The sequence below is a fragment of the Streptomyces sp. NPDC049597 genome, from assembly GCF_040675505.1.
GTDB lineage: Bacteria > Actinomycetota > Actinomycetes > Streptomycetales > Streptomycetaceae > Streptomyces.
Genome location: NZ_JBFAOY010000043.1, coordinates 1 through 15916 on the forward strand (window position 1 = coordinate 1; position 15916 = coordinate 15916).

Below are 15916 nucleotides of genomic sequence, written 5' to 3' on the forward strand. Positions count from 1 at the left end.
CCCGGTCGAGCGCATGATGCGCGACGCCAAGATCACGCAGATCTACGAGGGCACCAACCAGGTCCAGCGCATCGTCATGGCGCGCAACCTGCCGTAGTGGCCTTGCCGACGGCCCCCGGCAGCGCGCCGGGGGCCGTCGGCATGTCCGGTCCCTACCGCTCGTCCTGCGGGAGGTGCGCCTTCGCGTCCTCGTACGTCCCCTCACCCGTCTGCTCGGCCGGGGCGTAGAAGAGGTGCAGCACGCCCGTCTCGAAGGTCTCCGAGGAGAGCAGCTTCAGCGGGATCGGAGTGTCGCCCTCGTCGAACAGGCGCATGCCCTTGCGGACGGCGATCGGGTGCACCAGCAGCTGAAGCTGGTCCAGCAGCCCCGCGGCAAGCAGCTGCCGGACCACGGAGACGGAACCGCTCATCGCGATGGCGCTGTCGCCCGGCTCCTTCTTCAGCTCCGTCACCGCCTCGACGAGGTCCCCCTTGATCAACTCGGAGTTCCGCCAGGTGAATTCGATCTGCTGTCGCGAGACGACGATCTTCCGGGCGTCGCCGAGGATCTTGGCGAAGGCAGCGTCCTCCCCGCCGGCCGCCTCCCGGCCGGGCCAGGCGCCGGCGAAGCTGTCATAGGTCCTGCGCCCCAGGATCAAGGTGTCGGCCCTGCCGAGGACGGAGTCGACGGCGGCGCCCATCTCGTCGTTGAAGTAGGGGAAGTGCCACTGGTCGGGCGCCTCCACGACACCGTCGAGCGAGACGAAAAGCTGCGCGATGATCTTCCTCATGCCGGCCTCCACACGTAATCGGTACTCTCACCTCAGTAGACGGCACGTGCCGGCCGGACTCATCGGTGACGCGACGTCGGAATCCGATGGCATGGAGATCGCGCGATGGTTCGCGGCGTCGATGTCGTCGTTCACAGTTCCTCCGGTGCTTGCTGGGGTAGGGCGGGCACTCGCTGCCCGTGCGGCCGCTCCGGCGCGCGAGCCCGTGCCGTGCGAATCACCCCAACAAGGCACCCTCACAAGATCTGCACCCATGCAGGGCCGCAGCTGCCATTCGGGACGTGAGGAATCCACTGCGCGCACAGGGCTTTGATGCGGTCATACGATCACGAACCGGACGCCGTGTGGCTGAGTGAATTCCCTGAGCGGCATCCTTTGACCGATCATCTCCTTGTCATGTCCACATGTTGATGAGCTACCGTCGTCGGGGATGCGGTTCCAACATGGGGGAGAATTGCGATGGTTGAGGCACCGAAGCAGATACTCGACATCAAGACAGCTGATCTGAAGGCGTCGGCTCCAACATTCCAGGAACAGAGCGCGGCGTTGCGGCTTGCCGCCAGGACTTTGGCAGAAAAGCTCGGCGAGCTCGGTACACCCTGGGGCGACGACGAGCAGGGATCGCAGTTCGCAGACATCTACCTACCACACGTGAAACAGATCAAGAAGTCGACAGGCATCCTGATCGACGGTTTGGCCAGCATTCACCTGGCAATGACGGACATGGCTGACGGGCACATCGAGAATGAGGCACTGATCGCCGCCATGTTCGCGAGGCTGAAGCCTGAAAACGGCCGGGACGGCGGCGCGCACGAGAGCAGTGCCAAGTGAGCGTCGAGGAGACCGCCAAGGACGTCCTCATGGAGATGGGGATGTGGTGGCCGGACGCAAACTCGGGCAGCCTGCGCGCGGCGGCAGGGCACTGGCGCGACTATGCTGACGCCGTCGATGACGTGTGTCGGATATCCAACGGTAAGGCTGCGTCCCTCATCCGCAACAACAAGGGCGAGGCGATCGACGCCTTCGAGGTCTTCTGGGGCCGGTACCACAGGGAGTGCGCCCAGGGCTGGCTGGACGACCTGGCGGTGGTGGCACGTCAGATGGCCAATGCGCTTGAAGAGTTCGCAGCCGCGGTCGACGACGCCATCCAGCAACTTTGGACAGAGATCGGGATCGCGGCAGCCACCATCGCAGCGGGCATCGGTCTGGCGGTCTTCACCTTCGGTCTCTCCACTGCCGCTTCGGCTGCCGCCGCAACCACCATCATCGAACTTGCCGCAGGGCTCGGGATCACGGTCTCGACGACTGTGGCCAACATCGCAGCGGTCACACTCACAGGAGTTGTCTTCGGCAGCATCGAGTCCGTGACGGTCGAGCTCGCGGTCGCTCAACCCTTGAAGATTTCAACCGGCCTGCAGGACGGTTTCAATCTCTCCCATGCGCAGGACGCCGCCGCCTACGGCGCCGTCTTCGGAGGCGCTCTCGGCGCGGGAGCCGGAACCGTACGAGCCGCATCCGACGCCGGCGGGTTCGTCAAGATGTTTCAGGGAATCCCGATCAACGTGCGGGGCCCTGCACTGGCCTACCCCAATGGGCACCTGCTGCTTCGGGAGGGTGATTACAACGCCTGGCCACGCTCGAAGCGAAGAGGGCAGCTCAATCCTCCCCAGCACAGGGCCGACATCAAGGGGGACGAGGGAAAGAACGGTTCGCACACCATAGACCGTCACGTGGACGTCACGACGCACTACCTACGGGATCGGCTGCGCAGCAATCCCAATATGGACGTGGCCTCGCGTTATGTAGACGAAGCGTCCGCGCAAAAGTTCACAGACGCCGCCATGGCAGGTCACCAAAAGGAGATCACCGCCTGGCTCGCCGGAAACAAGAAGAAGTTCGACCTTTCGGCACACTTCGACGAGTTCACTGGCGTGAGTATGACTCGACACAATTTCCGAAACGGTTTGCCGGTAGAATGGGTTACTGGCGTACAAGTCGTCCTTAAGCGCGACCCGTCGGCCGAATCAGGGTATCGAATCCTCACCTCATATCCCATCAGCTAACACAGAAACCAGTTGTGACACCAATGACGTCGTTCAACGACCGCTTCAAGGAGCTGCGGAACCTGCTGCGTTCCTATGAGGAGACCGGTTATACCTTCGATGACGCTCCCGATCGCCCCGGAGCGGCACTTGCTGCATTCTTGCGGCAGGCCGGACGTCACCCCGGCCGGGCAGCCGAACTAGCCGCAGAGATCGACGATCTCCTTTCGAAAGGGCTCTTCAGTGAAGAGATCGCGGAAGATGTCGATCTATTGCCACACATCAAGCCTCCCATTGGTGCGAGCGTAGAGGAATGCCTTCTCCTTATTCGTCAACATTTGGTTGACTTTCTTGAGGTGCCCGGGCGGCCCGCCCCGGTCACGCCGCCCCAGACGGCTTGGGAGTGGAAGGGGCGCTTCCCTGAACTCTCACACTTCCTGAGTGCCTACTTCCATCAGGATTTCGATGCTGAGTACGCCTCGCACAGAGAGGCGGTCGATGATTACCTTGACGGTGTTTCAGAGGGCGACCTGCGCATCGTCATCAAAGAGATTCAAGATTTTCTGGACATGAATACGGACGATATTTCTCTGCGTGATGCCAGTCGGACACTTGGTCTGTGTATCAGTCCACCAAAGGGCGTCTCCTTGCGGCGCTGGCTGAACGACGTACGCGAGATAATCGCTCATCATAAGTAGCCACTTTGGCGATGTCAGGGCTGATTCAAAGTATGAGTAATCAAGGGTCGCTACTGGTCAGCGCGGGCCGATGAGGTCGAGCGGGCGGCGGTGGGGGTTGTAAGAGAGGTGGCGGGGGTCGGGGCCCAGAAGATTGCCGGCCCCGGTCCGCGGTCCTGGTCCGGTGAACTTGATCAGGACCTTCTGGTCGCCGATGCCCAGGGAATGCGGCGCGGCGGCATCTTTGTCGGCGGCGTGCCGTGTGCCGCCCAGGCGGCTGCTGGCGGTAGCGAGCGACGGGTGTTTCTCGCGCGGCGGACTCGGCGGCGGCCGGCGTCATCAGGCCGACTGCCGTGACTCAGCACGTGTCGAGGTCCTGCCATGTGGCACGGCGTCCGGGTAACTCGGTGCCGATCTGGACGTGTCGTTGCAGGAGACCTTCCTTCCGGGTGCTGACCATGCGGAGCCGCAGGGCGTACCCGCGCCTGGCGTACAGCTCGCGGGGCGCCGGGGTGTGCTCGCCGATCAGCACTTCGTCGTAGGTGCCGCTGAGCGCGAAGTCCACCGCGGCGCGCGGCAGGGAGGAGCCCGAGTAGGGGCAGTAGAGGCGCAGGCTCAGTCCGGGGGAGAGGAGGAAGACGTCCAGGTACGTCCAGTCCTCGTTGGTCTGCTTGGGTAGTTGGAGCCGGTGGTCGAGTCCGCACGCCTCCAACCAGTGGCGCACTCCCTGGCTGAGATACACGTGGTCGGCGCCCCGAGCAGCGTCCCGCACCAGAAGGCGTCCGAGCCGTGGCGCCGCTTGAACAGCAGCGCGTTGTCGTGCGCTTGCGGGAGGATCACCGGCTGGTCGTAAGTCCGGCTGCCGAGCACGGCGACTTTCACCAGTCGGCTGTCTTCGCTGAACATGCGCCCCACTCGCTGTTCTTCAGCGGGCCGCGCGGCCAGTGCCGAGGCCCGGAACGACGAGTATGTATTGTCGCGGTCAGCGCGGGGACCGGTTTGTCATGTTCCGGGGAGGTGTCCCGTCGCGCGGTATGCGTGAACTTTCACATGCCGCACTGGCAGTGTCGTCCGAACCGCAGGGTTGTCGTGCGCTTCAGGCGGGAGTGGTGTCGGCGACCAGGCACAGGGGCAGGATCCGATGGCGAACTCGCCGATCTTCAGGGCTGCTTGACCATTGTGCGGCGAGTCCGAGCGGGTACTCGGTGTCGTGGCGGTGGCCGGGCGGCGGGGAGTCCGGGGTGGTGGGCCAGAGCGCGGTGACGGAGAAGCGGATGGCGTGCAGGGACGAGCCGATGTGCGGGTCGACGCCGTTCTGCAGGCATACCAGCCGGTGGAGCCGGGCGGCGGGCTCATAGCGGCGCAGGCCGGCGAGGAGGTCGGAGCCACGCCGTGGCGCTCCAAGTCGGGTGCCTGGGGCTGGGGTGGTGGCGGGCGCGGGGGTGGGCGTCGGAGCCGGTGGCTGTACGGAGCGGGGGCGGGCGCTGCCGGGGCTGGTTCAACGCCGCGAGCACCTCGATGCGGTCGCCGCCGAACTCAACGGCCGTCCACGCAAAACGCTCGGCTGGGAAACCCAGCCGAGCGCCTGCTCAAACTGCTCGAGGCCTGATCAACACGACCACGTGTTGCAACGACCCCCAGAAACCGCCCATGTGCGCGGCGGGCCCCTTGGGCGGAAGACGTCACTTGTCGGACACGGTGACCTTCTCGTCGTTCTGGATCTGCTGCACCAGCTGCCGCACCTTGGCCTTGTCCCAGACCAGGTTCCCGCCGCGGCTGCCCGACGTCGGCATGTTCATCGACGTGCCGCTGCCGTCGGTGATGCCCTTCATCGCGAAGAACATCTCACCCAGGTCGAACAGGGACATGTCCTTGTCCACGATCAGGGTGTCCAGGCCCGCGCCCATCGTCGGGTACAGCTTGAACGGGTTGAGGATCGTGCCCGGCGTCGCCGCCTGGTTCGCCATCGCCGACAGGAACTTCTGCTGGTTCTTGGTGCGCGCCAGGTCGGACTCGGCGAAGGCGTACCGGGTACGGACGTACGCCAGGGCCTGCTCGCCGTCGAGTGTCTGCTTGCCCGCCTGGAAGTCGGCGCCGGACTTCTTGTCCTTGAAGCCCTTGTCGATGGTCATCTCGACACCGCCGAGCGCGTCCACGATGTTCGCGAAGCCCGCGAAGCCGATCTCCGCGTAGTGGTCGATGCGCAGACCGGTGTTGTGCTCGACGGTGCGCACCAGCAGCTCGGGACCGTCCTCCGCGTACGCGGCGTTCAGTTTCACCCGCCGGCCCGTGCCCTGGAACGTCTTGCCGGACTCCGAGCCCACGAAGGTGGGTATCTCCACGTCCGAGTCGCGCGGCAGGGACACCATCGTGTTCCCGCTGCCGCAGGCCGCGAGGATCATCATCGAGTCCGTGCGCTTGCCCTCGGCGGAGCCGGTGTGCAGCTTCTTCTTCTCCTCGGCCGTCATGCCCTCACGGCTGTCCGAGCCGACGATCAGGTACGTCGTGCAGTCGCCCTCCTGCGGCCGCTCGATCACCTTGGCGAGGTCGACCTCGCGCCGCACCTTGGAGTCGGCCCAGAAGTACGTGCCGATCGCCGTGCCGAGCACTGCCACCAGCACCACGACCGAGCCGACCTTGAACCGGCGACGCCAGTCCGGGGCCGGGCCGGGCTGCCGGTAGGGGCCGCCCTGCGGCGGGATGCCCCGCCCGCCCCCGGGGGAGCCGTAGACCTGGCCCGTGTTGTAGCCGCTGTCGTACCCGGGCTCGGCATAGCCCTGGTCGTAGCCGCGCTGCTGCTGGGGCACCGAGCCGCGCGGAGGTGCGGCCGGGCGCTGGACATGGCGCATCACGCGCGCACCTTCGGGCTGCGCACCGGCGCTGCCACGGCCGTAGCCGCGTCCCGTGCCGCCGTCGTCGGTCCATCCTTCGGGCCAGTCGTTCATGCGGAACAGTGTGCCGGTGCGACGCGGCGCGCCGACAGGGCGGGTGGGGAATCACACCACGGCTGTAGCGAACCTGATGCAATGCGGCACCGGCATATGGTGGAGGGCATGACAGATCAGGCCCAGCACCCGGAGGCCGAAATTCCGGGTAAGCCCACTTCGGCATCACGTACCACGCTCAGCCACATCATGACCGGCAGTGACACGAATCTCCTCGGTACCGTGCACGGCGGCGTGATCATGAAGCTGGTGGACGACGCCGCGGGCGCCGTCGCCGGCCGCCACTCCGGCGGCCCGGCGGTCACCGCCTCCATGGACGAGATGGTCTTCCTGGAGCCGGTCAGGGTCGGCGACCTGGTCCATGTGAAGGCCCAGGTCAACTGGACGGGCCGGTCCTCGATGGAGGTCGGCGTACGCGTCCTCGCGGAGCGCTGGAACGAGTCGACGCCCGCCACCCAGGTCGGCAGCGCCTACCTCGTCTTCGCCGCGGTCGACGCGGACGGCAAGCCGCGGCCCGTGCCGCCGGTGCTCCCGGAGACCGAGCGGGACCGGCGTCGCTATCAGGAGGCGCAGATCCGGCGCACCCACCGGCTGGCCAGGCGGCGCGCGATCAAGGAACTGCGGGAGAAGCGGGCCGCGGAGGGCATGGAGGACTGACCGAGCGGGACACCGCTACGGGCAGACCACCTGGTCGCCCGTGACCGCGCCGAACTCGCCCTGGTGCGGATCCTGCGCCCGCACCGGCGTGACGCCCTTGTAGTCGGCGCCCGCCACCACCCGCAGCGTCGGCCCCTGGTTCTTCACGGGCCGCAACTCGCAGCCCAGGGCCGCCTGGAGCGACTTCGCCGACCGGTCCCAGCGCGGGTCGTACGTCACATGGGTGCGCCGCACCTGGCCCTTGCCGGTGTCGAGCGGGGCCCGGGTGGTGCGGAAGCCGGTGCCGCGCAGGTCCTTGTCGACCCGGTCGCCGAGGCCGGGCACCAGGGTGCCGTTGTAGACCTGCACCCGGATCTGCTGCGGCGAGACGTCGACCGGCGTCGCGCTCGGGAGCCGGGGGCGGTGCGGGGCCAGCGGCTTGTCCTCCCGCAGCAGCTGGAAGAGCTTCTTCGACTTCACGGGGTCCCACTTCACCGTGGAACCGACGCCCTTCACGTGGTGGCCCACGTCGCCGACGGGCACCGAGGTGAACTCCGACGAGGCCGGCGTGAAGCCCCGCATCGCCGTGCCCAGCGCGAGCATCTGCTCCGTGCCGAAGCCCTTGTCGGCCCGCACCGAGCCGAGCATCGTCGAGGTGACCCTGCGGAACTTCACCGGGTTGAGCAGGACCCCGCTGCTGGTCGCCCGGTCCACGAGGGCCGCCAGGAACCGCTGCTGGCGCTGCATGCGTCCGAGGTCCGCCGCCCCGTCGATATGGCGGGAGCGCACGTACTGGAGCGCCTGCCCCCCGTCCAGCTTGTGCGTGCCGACGCGCAGGTCCAGGCCGGTGTACGAGTCCTTCATCGGGCGGGCCGTGCAGATCTCCACGCCGCCGACCGCGTCCACCGTCTTCATGAAGCTGGTGAAGTCGATCTCCAGATAGTGGTCGATCTTCACCTTGGTCATGTGCTCCACCGTGCGCACGGTCAGCGCCGGGCCGCCCTCCGCGTACGCGGCGTTCAGCTTCACCGGGTGCGTCGCGTGGTGCTTGCCGGAGGTGATGTCGGTGTGCTCGGGGATCTCGGCGTAGCTGTCCCGCGGCAGGCTCACCACACTGGCGCGACCCCGGTCCTCCGAGATGTGCACGAGCATGATCGTGTCGGTGCAGCGGCAGGGCGCGCCGCCGAGCCGGTACTTCTTCTTCTGCGCCGGTGTGATGTTGTCCCTGCCGTCGGTGCCGACGAGCAGGATGTTCGTGCCGTTGCTGTCCCCGGGGCGGTTCTTCATGTCGCGGAACGGGTCGACCCGCCCGATCCCGGTGTCGAGGCTCGTCACCACCGCGTGCCCGATCCCGCCGACTCCGAGCACCAGCACCGAGAGCGAGGTCACCACCCGAGCGCCCCAGCGCGGCCTCTCGCGCCGGACCGGCGTCGCGCCCGCACGCCGTCCGGCACGCCCTGCCGGATTCTGTGCCGGGCGACGGGGGCGGGGCGGTGGGGGCGCCGGCGCCGCACGCCGTCTGACATGTCCCGCCGGGTTCTGTGCCGGGCGACCGGGGCGGGGTGGTGGGGGCAAGGGGACACCTCCGCGACGACAGGGGATCTTGAGCACCGTAGGTCCATACGATCTGCGTCACCGACCGCCGCGCCTGGCTGTCCCCCGTTCGCGGTAACGTGGCGGGCGATGAACGCCACGCCCGTCTCCGTGATCATGCCGGTCCTCAACGAGGAGCGGCACCTGCGCAACTCGGTCCGTCACATCCTCGAGCAGGACTACGACGGCGAGATGGAGGTGGTGATCGCGCTCGGACCGTCCACGGACCGCACCGACGAGATCGCCGCCGCCCTCGTACGCGAGGACCCGCGAGTGCGCACCGTGCCGAACCCGACCGGTCGCACCCCCGCCGCGCTGAACGCCGCCATCAGGGCCTCGCGCCACCCGATCGTCGTGCGCGTCGACGGCCACGGCATGCTCTCGCCGAACTACATCGCGACCGCGGTGCGTCTCCTGGAGGAGACCGGCGCGCAGAACGTCGGCGGCATCATGCACGCCGAGGGCGAGAACGCCTGGGAGGACGCGGTCGCCGCCGCGATGACGTCGCGGATAGGAGTGGGCAACGCCGCCTTCCACACCGGCGGCACCGCGGGCGAGGCCGAGACGGTGTACCTCGGTGTCTTCCGGCGTGAGGCCCTGGAGCAGCAGGGCGGGTACAACGAGGAGTTCATCCGTGCCCAGGACTGGGAGCTGAACTTCCGCATCCGCGAGGCGGGCGGGCTGATCTGGTTCTCGCCGGAGCTGAGGGTGCGGTACCGCCCCCGGCCGTCCGTGCGGGCGCTCGCCAAGCAGTACAGGGAGTACGGCCGCTGGCGCCATGTCGTCGCCCGCTACCACCAGGGCTCCATCAACCTGCGCTACCTCGCCGCCCCGACCGCGGTGTGCGCGGTCGCCGCCGGCCTGGTCCTGGGCGCCGCCGTGACCCCGTGGGCCCTCGTGGTGCCCGGCGGCTACCTCGCCGCGATCACGGCCGGCTCGGTTCCCGCCGGCAGGGGACTGCCGCTGAAGGCGCGGGTGCAGATCCCCCTCGCGCTGGCGACCATGCACATGTCCTGGGGGTACGGCTTCCTGACGAGCCCGCGCTCGCTGGCGAAGAAGGTCATCGCGAGCCGCCGCCCCTCGGTGAAGACCGCCGCCTGACCGCCCGCACCGGCCTACGGACGCCGGTCCGCCCCAAACGGGGCGGACCGGCGTCCTGTAGGGGCGCGCTGCCTCAGAAGCGGTACGGCGCGTAGATGTCCATGCACGCCTGCTTGTCGTCGCCCATGACCGTCTCGGTGTTCTTCGGCGGGCCCTCGGCCGGCTCGGCCCTGGGGAACGTGTCCCCGCTCCGCCAGTCGGCGCCGACGACCAGGGTCACGCCCGAGACGTCCGTCGACCTCTTCACCGCGCTCGTGGGCACTCCGAGCGCCTTGGCGACCGCGTGCGCGTCGCCCTGGAGGTCGGCGCTCGGGAACAGCACCTGAGTGCGCTCCTGGGGGTCGGGAGTCGAGTCGGCCTTCGCTCCGGTGAAGCCCTGCCGCGCCAGCAGGCCCGCGACGGCGTTGGCCCGCTGCGGTGTGGCCGGCCCGTCGGCCCCCGTGCCGTTGCGGACCATGACGCCGATGTCGGCGGGGTCGGCGGCCGGGTCCTTCGGCGTGGCCGGCGTCTTCGGCTTCGACGTCGGGGCCTTGCCGTCCACCGGGACGTCGTCGCGCAGCATCTCCCAGAGCCGGTCGGCCTCGCCCGGGGCGGGCAGCACATGGCTGTTCGGGTTGGCCGGGTCCGGGACGCGCGGCATGGTGAGCATCGCGATCCGGTCGGTCGGCACGTCCTTGAGCGTCATGCCGAGGTCGAACAGCTTCTTGACGGTGCCGATCTCCTCCGAGACCTGGAGGGACTCGGTGGCCGTCTCGGCCAGGTCCATGAGCCGGCCGCCGTCGGTGAAGGCGTTCTGGTCCTTGAGCTTGCGGATCACCGAGTTCATGTACATGTGCTGGGCCTTGGAGCGGCCGAAGTCGCTCTCGAAGGCGTGCCGGGTGCGCAGCCACTGGAGGGCCTTGACGCCCTGGATCTCGTGCGAGCCCCTGGTCAGCCTGAGGCCGGACCCGCCGGGCACGCCCGGCTTGGGGCCGTCGTAGACGTTGTGGTTGACGCAGACCTCGGCGCCGCCGATCGCGTCCGCCATGTCCACCACGCCCGCGAAGTCGACCATCATCCAGTGGTCGATGTAGACGCCGGTGAGCTCCTGCCAGGTGGCGAGGGTGCAGCCGGGGCCGCCGCGTCCGAGTGTCGCGTTGATCAGATCCCTCGTGGCGGCGTGCTTGTCCCCCGTTTTGGGATCGGTGCACTCGGGTATGTCGACCTTGGTGTCACGCGGGATGGAGACCACCGAGGCGTTCTTGCGGTCGGCCGAGACGTGCAGCAGCATCTGCACGTCCGCGAGCGGCGGCGCTCCGACGCTCTTCTTCGAGCCGCCGAGTTCGAGGTTCTCCGAGGAGTTCCTGCTGTCGGAGCCGATCAGCAGGACATTCAGCGGGGTCTGCCCCGCCGCGTTCGGGGCCGACTTCTTCACGTCGGAGTCGCCCGAAGTGCGTTGGCCCTTGCGGATGTTGCTGTTGAGGTGCTCGTAGTACAGGTACCCCGCCCCCGCGGTACCCAGGATCACCACGGACACGGTTGTCGCGACGCCGCGCAGGATGCGGCGTCTGCCGCGCTTCGCGCGCCGGGCGGGTGCCCGGCGGCGTTGGGGGCCGGAGCCCTCCGCCGCCGGGTCCTGCTCGCTCCCTGAGTCCTGCTCGTCGTCGACGGCCGTACGGGCGCCCGGGACGCGCCCGGCATCGTCCTCGTACAGGCTGTCGTCCCAGCCCAGATCGCGGGCGTGCGGTACGCGTCGCCGCGTCCCCTCCCCACGCACGCTGCTGTTTCCCACCCCTAGAACTCCCTGTGTTCAGGCTCTCCCCATGAGCCGTCTGCCGGTGTCATTTGGCGCACACCTTCTTGTCCGCCTGCACCGCGTCCTTCGGCGCCTTCGCCGGACCGGTGATGGGCACACCCGCGCCCTTGAAGTCGGGCCCGAGCGTCAGCGTCATCGCCTCCAGGCCCTGGGCGTCCTCCGTGCCCGGCTTGAGCGCCGCGGCCGGCAGACCCATCAGGTCCGCGAGCTTGCGGGCCTGGTCGGCCTGGTTGGGCGCGTACTCCAGCGTCGTCGCGGTGACGTCCGCCGGCGCGTTGCCCTTGTTGGTGGACTTGAGCACGCCCTCGGTGATCTGCAGCCACTCCAGCGTCTTCTGCGCGGAGCCGGCGGGGCCGCCGCCGTTGAAGACGTCGACGCGGACGTCCGAGGCCTCGGCCCTCGTCCCCTTGAGCAGCTCGGCCTGCTTGTCCTTGGCCGCCTTCTTCTTCTCCTCGACCTCGGTCAGCGACACGTCGTTCCTGACCATCGAGAACAGCGCGTCCGACTTGGACGTGTCCAGCACGACCGTCGCCTTGACCTTCTCCGCCGGATTGTCCAGGACGGGGACCGTGGCGAAGGTGAGGTTCTTCATGTCGAACTTGCCGAGCTCCAGACCGAGGTCGCGGAGCTTGAACATGTCGTCGATCTTGTCATCGACGGTCAGGGCATTGGTGCCCGCCTCGGCCAGTTTGACCAGCTTGGTGGGGCTCGTGAGCGTGTCGTTCGACTTCAGCTTGCGCATCAGCGAACTGAGGAACTGCTGCTGGATCTTGATGCGGTCGAGGTCGCCGCCGAAGCCCACCGCGTGCCGTGTGCGGACGAAGGCGAGTGCCTCCTCGCCCTCGAGGACATGATCGCCCGCGGGCAGGTCCAGCTTCGACTTGTCGTCCTTTATGTCCTTGTCGAGGCAGATCGGCACGCCGCCGACCGCCGACGAGAGCGTCTTGACGGCGTTGAAGTCGGCCACCATGAAGTGGTCCATCTTGATGCCGGTGAGCTCGGTGACCGTACGCATGGTGCAGCTGGGCGTACGGCCCGACTGGCCGAGGCTCTCGTTGAACCGCGTCCCCTGGGTCCCCGGGATGACCTTGCTGGAGCCGTCCTCCTGTGTCGTCGGACAGTCCGGGATGTCGGTGATGAGGTCACGCGGAATGCTCAGCGCCGTCGCGTTGGTGCGGTCCTTGGAGACGTGCAGCAGCAGCGTGGTGTCCGCGTGGCCGGGGCTGTTCCTGTCGCCGTAGCTCCCGTTGCCCTCGCCCGTGCGCTTGTCCGTGCCGATCAGCAGGATGTTTATCGCCCGGTCCTTGCTGAAGCCGCCGGTGCCGGCGTTGTCGTCGGGGACGGACGTGATGTTCGAGTTCAGGTGCTCGAAGTACAGGTATCCCGCGCTCACTGTCGCGACCATCAGCAGCGCGAGGGTGCCACCGGTCCACAGCAGCACCTTCTTCTTGCCCGAGGCGGCCTGCTTGCGCTTGCGCCGCCCGGCCTGCTGCGGTCCGCGGCCCTGGGCGCCACCCGCGCGGCGGCTGCGCTGCGCGGGGACCTCGGGGGCGGGGTTCGCCGCCCTGCGGCGTGTGGCGGTGCCGCCCGCCGGGGTCGCCGCCTGCGCGTTCTCGGCGGACCGCCGGGACCTTCTTGCGCCGGCGGCTCTGCTGGGGGAGGCTGTTGACTGCGCTGCGGATTGGTCCAGTCGCAGTTCGTAGTTGCCCGTTTGCGGGTTCATGACCCACTGGTCGGCGGGGTCGATCTCGTCCGCCCGTCCACGGCCTTGTGCATCCACGGTTGCTTGAGTCCTCCGTCGGTGCCACGCGAGGCGCCTCCCCCGGCAGGCGCTCGGTCCTTCGATCCAGCAGTGCGCGACACAGGGTCGGAAGCACCGGATCGCGTCACACTATCCGCCCAGTTCAACCGCGAGCGACGGTCGTGACAAATTCCACGGTCCTTACAAGGGGGCATTCCGCCCAATCCACCTGAGCTGTCGGTCTCCGTTCGGTCATTGCCTTAGTCACACATGCCCTCGGCCGCGTTGGTTCCCGGGAACGTCGGCGTCGGGGCGGGGCTTGTGCCGTCGCCTGCCTCCCGGTCCGTCTTCTCCTCCGGCACGACCGCGACCTCGGTGTCCTCCCTCAGCCGCTCGAAGAGCTCGCTCGCCTCCGGCTCCACCAGCTCGTCCCTGTTCGGATCGAGATGGTACGGCTTGCGCGGGACCGTCAGGAACTGCACCTTTTCCGTCGGTACGCTGCGGATCGACCGGGTCAGGTCGTAAAGGTCCTTGAGCGAGTCCAGACCCGCGTCCGTGGTGATGGACTTGGTCGCCGCGTCCAGCACCGGATAGAGCCGGGTCGGATTGAGCAGGACCCCGTTGCTCTGCACCTTCTTGACCAGCGCGCCCAGGAACTGCTGCTGGCGCTCCATGCGTTCGGTGTCGCTGCCGTTGCCCAGCGTCTTTCTCGCCCGTACGAACCCCAGAGCCTGCTCACCGCGCAGCGTCTGGCGGCCCGCGGGCAGCTTGAGTCGTGCGGCCTTGTCGTCGATCGGCTCGGTCAGACACACCTCGACGCCGTTCACCGCGTCGACCATGTCCTTGAAACCGCGGAAGTCGATCACCATGTGGTGGTCGACACGGATCCCGGTGAACCTCTCGACCGTACGGATGGTGCAGGCCGCGCCGCCGAACTGGAACGCCCAGTTGAACTGCGCGGTCTGCTGCCTGATCCGCTTGCCGTCGGGCTTGCCGCAGGCGGGGATGGTGACCATCAGGTCGCGCGGGATGGACATGGCGGTCGCGCTCTGCCGGTCCCCGGCGATGTGCAGCAGGATCGTGGTGTCGGAGCGCTGGCTGCCGTGCGCGTCCCTGCCGTACCTGTCGTTGCCCTCGCCCTCCCGCGTGTCGGAGCCGAGCAGCAGGATGTTCTGCGCGCCGGTGACGAGCGCGGTGGGGCGCTCCTTCTCGTACGCCTCCAGCTCCGCCGCGGCCGAGGTGTCGGTGGTGATGTTGCCGTCGAGCTTGCGGTAGAGCCACCAGCCGGCGCCGGCGGCAGCGAGCACCACGACCGATGTGCCGAGCGCGGCCCAACGCAGCCACTGCCGCCTGCGGTTGGACCCGCCGACGGCCTGCCCCTCCTCGTCATGGCTCCCGGACCCGCCGTCCACGCCCTCACGAGCCCCGGGGGCCTCACGAGCCCCGGCGGCGTCCGGGCCGGAGTGCGCATCCGTGGCGGCAGTGTCCGACGGCTCGGCCTCGTCCCCCGTCGGGCCGTCCGGTTCGGCGGGCGTACCAGCCTTGTCCGTCACGTGTGCGTCCGTCCTTCATGGCATCGGCGGCGCGCTGGGCCGCGGGACATCCGGCTAGACAGTTGAACCCGGCGCTTGGTTGTGCGTGGAAACGCGCTTGTCGCCGATCATCCACCGGAGTTGACGCCCGGGCCGGAGGGCTCGGCCCGGGTGTGCGCCACATGAGTGGACCTCAGTGGCTTGTCATACCGCGGTGCCCGTGACCCGCTCGCTCTCGATCCGCTTCGCCAGGCCGTCCTCGGACAACTCGCCCAGGTTGCGGCACAGTACGACGGAACCACCGGCCGCCAGCGGAGCGAACAGCCCCGCGGACAGTCCCTCCCAGGTGTCGTACGGCAGGCCGGACAGCAGCCGGGAGCCCGGTCCGAGCCCGAGCCGCTCCGCGTCCGCGCGTGCCCGCTCGACGAGTTCGGCGCCGGTCAGCTCCACACCGGCCACCGCGAGGGCGGCCTCGTCCGGGTCCACCGGCGCGTACGGGGCGAACCGGTCCCCCTGACTGGGCACCTCCACCGCGTAGTCGGCGTAACCGGCCGGCGGGACGGGGAAGCGGCGGCCGAGCGGTGCCAGCGACAGAGCGATCCGCTCGCCCCGGCACGCGAGCCCGGCGTCGAACTGGCCCGGACCGGCGACCACGTGGTCCGCACGGGCCGGATCGCCGCCGACGTCCGCGACGACGCCCACCGACGAACAGGCCAGCAGCCACACGGCGGTCTGCCAGTGCGCCGGCAGCAACAGCGCCAGGCGTTCGCCCGGTTCGGCGGCGAGGTCTCCCTGAAGGAGATTGGCGGTCTTGGCCACCCAATTGGCGAAGGTCGCGACGGACAATTCCACGCGCTCACCGGTGGCATCGTCGTAGAAGGTGACCAAGGGGCGTGCCGGGTCCGCGGCGAGCGCGGATCGCAGCAGGTCGGCAGGGGTACGGTCGCTGGCGTTCACCCGCGCAAGCGTACGCCGGGGGCGCCGGGCGGGGCCGCCGTACCGGTGAACGGGGTCCTCCGGTCGGCCGGGCGCGGGGCCGATTTCCCGGCAGGCGCTCTCCGCGCACCCGTCCCAGGCTTTCTGC

At 68.5% G+C, this 15916-nt stretch carries 14 protein-coding genes; 6 read left to right on the top strand and 8 right to left on the bottom strand.

From position 1 onward, the window contains the following. The coding region (locus AB0K02_RS30625; RefSeq protein WP_157849844.1) for an acyl-CoA dehydrogenase family protein at positions 1-97 on the top strand (97 nt) is incomplete at its 5' end. Between the two features lie 55 nt (positions 98-152). Here the strand turns inward: AB0K02_RS30625 and AB0K02_RS30630 are convergent. After that, a complete protein-coding gene (locus tag AB0K02_RS30630) occupies positions 153-770 on the bottom strand; it encodes a dihydrofolate reductase family protein (RefSeq protein ID WP_365995833.1) in 618 nt (205 codons plus the stop codon). A gap of 459 nt (positions 771-1229) precedes the next feature. Between AB0K02_RS30630 and AB0K02_RS30635 the strand changes: the two genes are divergently transcribed. Genes AB0K02_RS30635 through AB0K02_RS30645 form a run of 3 tightly spaced genes read left to right on the top strand, consistent with a single transcriptional unit; the run spans position 1230 to position 3510 of the window. Then, complete coding sequence (locus tag AB0K02_RS30635) at positions 1230-1601, top strand: hypothetical protein (RefSeq protein ID WP_365995834.1); 372 nt, start codon at positions 1230-1232, stop codon at positions 1599-1601. Then, positions 1598-2833, top strand: a complete 1236-nt coding sequence (locus AB0K02_RS30640) for an RNase A-like domain-containing protein (RefSeq protein ID WP_365995835.1) — start codon at positions 1598-1600, stop codon at positions 2831-2833. The genes AB0K02_RS30635 and AB0K02_RS30640 overlap by 4 nt, the downstream gene beginning before the upstream one ends. A 23-nt stretch (positions 2834-2856) precedes the next feature. After that, the gene (locus tag AB0K02_RS30645) at positions 2857-3510 is read left to right on the top strand and encodes a contact-dependent growth inhibition system immunity protein (protein WP_365995836.1); all 654 of its coding nucleotides are present in this window, start codon (positions 2857-2859) and stop codon (positions 3508-3510) included. Between the two features lie 337 nt (positions 3511-3847). Here AB0K02_RS30645 and AB0K02_RS30650 read toward each other — a convergent pair whose 3' ends face one another. After that, positions 3848-4261: a hypothetical protein gene (locus AB0K02_RS30650; RefSeq protein WP_365995837.1), complete on the bottom strand. Its 414-nt coding sequence runs from the start codon at positions 4259-4261 to the stop codon at positions 3848-3850. 910 nt (positions 4262-5171) lie between these two features. Beyond that, on the bottom strand, positions 5172-6434 hold the full coding sequence (locus AB0K02_RS30655; RefSeq protein WP_365995838.1) for an LCP family protein: 1263 nt from the start codon (positions 6432-6434) through the stop codon (positions 5172-5174). Between the two features lie 108 nt (positions 6435-6542). On the opposite strand from AB0K02_RS30655, the gene AB0K02_RS30660 reads away from it, so the two are divergent. Then, positions 6543-7091, top strand: coding sequence for an acyl-CoA thioesterase (locus AB0K02_RS30660; protein ID WP_365995839.1), 549 nt, complete (start codon positions 6543-6545; stop codon positions 7089-7091). Between the two features lie 15 nt (positions 7092-7106). Here the strand turns inward: AB0K02_RS30660 and AB0K02_RS30665 are convergent, their stop codons facing one another. Next, on the bottom strand, positions 7107-8462 hold the full coding sequence (locus AB0K02_RS30665) for an LCP family protein (RefSeq protein ID WP_365995840.1): 1356 nt from the start codon (positions 8460-8462) through the stop codon (positions 7107-7109). 291 nt (positions 8463-8753) lie between these two features. Here AB0K02_RS30665 and AB0K02_RS30670 point away from each other — a divergent pair, with 291 nt between their 5' ends. Further along, the gene (locus AB0K02_RS30670) at positions 8754-9764 is read left to right on the top strand and encodes a glycosyltransferase family 2 protein (protein ID WP_365995841.1); all 1011 of its coding nucleotides are present in this window, start codon (positions 8754-8756) and stop codon (positions 9762-9764) included. Positions 9765-9837: 73 nt separating this feature from the next. Here the strand turns inward: AB0K02_RS30670 and AB0K02_RS30675 are convergent, their stop codons facing one another. The 4 genes from AB0K02_RS30675 to AB0K02_RS30690 form a co-directional block, all read right to left on the bottom strand. Beyond that, positions 9838-11535 carry an LCP family protein gene (locus tag AB0K02_RS30675; protein ID WP_365995842.1) on the bottom strand — a complete coding sequence of 566 codons (1698 nt, stop codon included), beginning with the start codon at positions 11533-11535 and terminating at the stop codon, positions 9838-9840. 49 nt (positions 11536-11584) lie between these two features. Next, positions 11585-13339 carry an LCP family protein gene (locus AB0K02_RS30680; protein ID WP_365995843.1) on the bottom strand — a complete coding sequence of 585 codons (1755 nt, stop codon included), beginning with the start codon at positions 13337-13339 and terminating at the stop codon, positions 11585-11587. A 221-nt stretch (positions 13340-13560) separates the two neighbouring features. Continuing rightward, positions 13561-14853: an LCP family protein gene (locus AB0K02_RS30685; RefSeq protein ID WP_365995844.1), complete on the bottom strand. Its 1293-nt coding sequence runs from the start codon at positions 14851-14853 to the stop codon at positions 13561-13563. A 183-nt stretch (positions 14854-15036) separates the two neighbouring features. Next, positions 15037-15789 (bottom strand): TIGR03089 family protein, encoded by a 753-nt coding sequence (locus tag AB0K02_RS30690; RefSeq protein WP_365995845.1) that lies wholly within the window; start codon positions 15787-15789, stop codon positions 15037-15039. Positions 15790-15916: the final 127 nt, after the last annotated feature.